Below are 818 nucleotides of genomic sequence, written 5' to 3'. Positions count from 1 at the left end.
CGGCCAGGTCGAGCTATTCGAGTTTATGCGGGACATACCGGAACGGTATTTCCTCTATATCAACGCAAAGACCAATACCGCCACAACGTGGAACGGGGAAAGGCTTGGCTCCGCGTCGTTTGGTCGAGAGTACCGCGACAACTTTGGCGGAAAGCGTGTCCCGGTAACCGTTCGCGCGATCAACGGCGCAACCTATCACGGCACATACTTTAAGAGCGCGGGCGACTATGCGCGCGTCAAGAAAGCGAAGGGTTGAGCCAATGGCAACCTTCGACACTGTCACGGGGACCGCGCCTAGCTATTGGGCGTCGTATTTCATCAATGGCGACGCTTCCGGAATGGAAGATTCCGAAATTGCACAAGCGGACAAGTTCGCCGCGTGGTTAGGCGGTTCAATCGTTAGCTGCGACGACGCGGGATTCATGCGCTGGCATGACGCGGCGCAGTTCGGCGTTCTCGCGAGCGATTGCCGAACCTATACCGCGCTAATCGAGAGGGATTGACCAATGCAAAAGTATCGCGCCGACAAATCGGAACATATGCCCGATGGATCAACCGCGTGGTTTGCGGTGTGGATGGGTGGCCCCACATTGGCGAAGGTCGAGAACTGCCGACTCGATAACATGGCGGGCGACATGCGCCGCACTGTTTACGTCACGGGGGAGCCCGACACGTATTTTTCCATTCCGGCTGTCTGTAGCGTCGCGGGTTGTCGCGTTAGAGGCTATCTCACGGGCGACGACAACGGGAATTACGTTTTCCGCCATTGCTACTACTAGGACGAAACCGCGCGCCAGGTAGCGCGGTCTGGCCGTTAC

General features: G+C 57.6%; 2 protein-coding genes. Both read left to right on the top strand.

Translation table 11 applies throughout. From position 1 onward, the window contains the following. On the top strand, positions 1 to 256 hold a 256-nt coding region (locus OO70_RS55185), incomplete at its 5' end, for a hypothetical protein (protein WP_158711686.1). A 4-nt stretch (positions 257 to 260) separates the two neighbouring features. Beyond that, positions 261 to 503 (top strand): hypothetical protein, encoded by a 243-nt coding sequence (locus OO70_RS50450; protein ID WP_030529706.1) that lies wholly within the window; start codon positions 261 to 263, stop codon positions 501 to 503. Positions 504 to 818 lie beyond the last annotated feature (315 nt).

The sequence above is a fragment of the Streptomyces xylophagus genome (assembly GCF_000716435.1).
Classification (GTDB): domain Bacteria; phylum Actinomycetota; class Actinomycetes; order Streptomycetales; family Streptomycetaceae; genus Streptomyces; species Streptomyces xylophagus.
This window is presented reverse-complemented; position numbering and strand designations above follow the sequence as displayed.

What these genes read in the sequence shown, in the direction of transcription:
- OO70_RS50450 (WP_030529706.1), top strand. Translation starts at nt 261, where the DNA reads ATGGCAACCTTCGACACTGTCACGGGGACCGCGCCTAGCTATTGGGCG.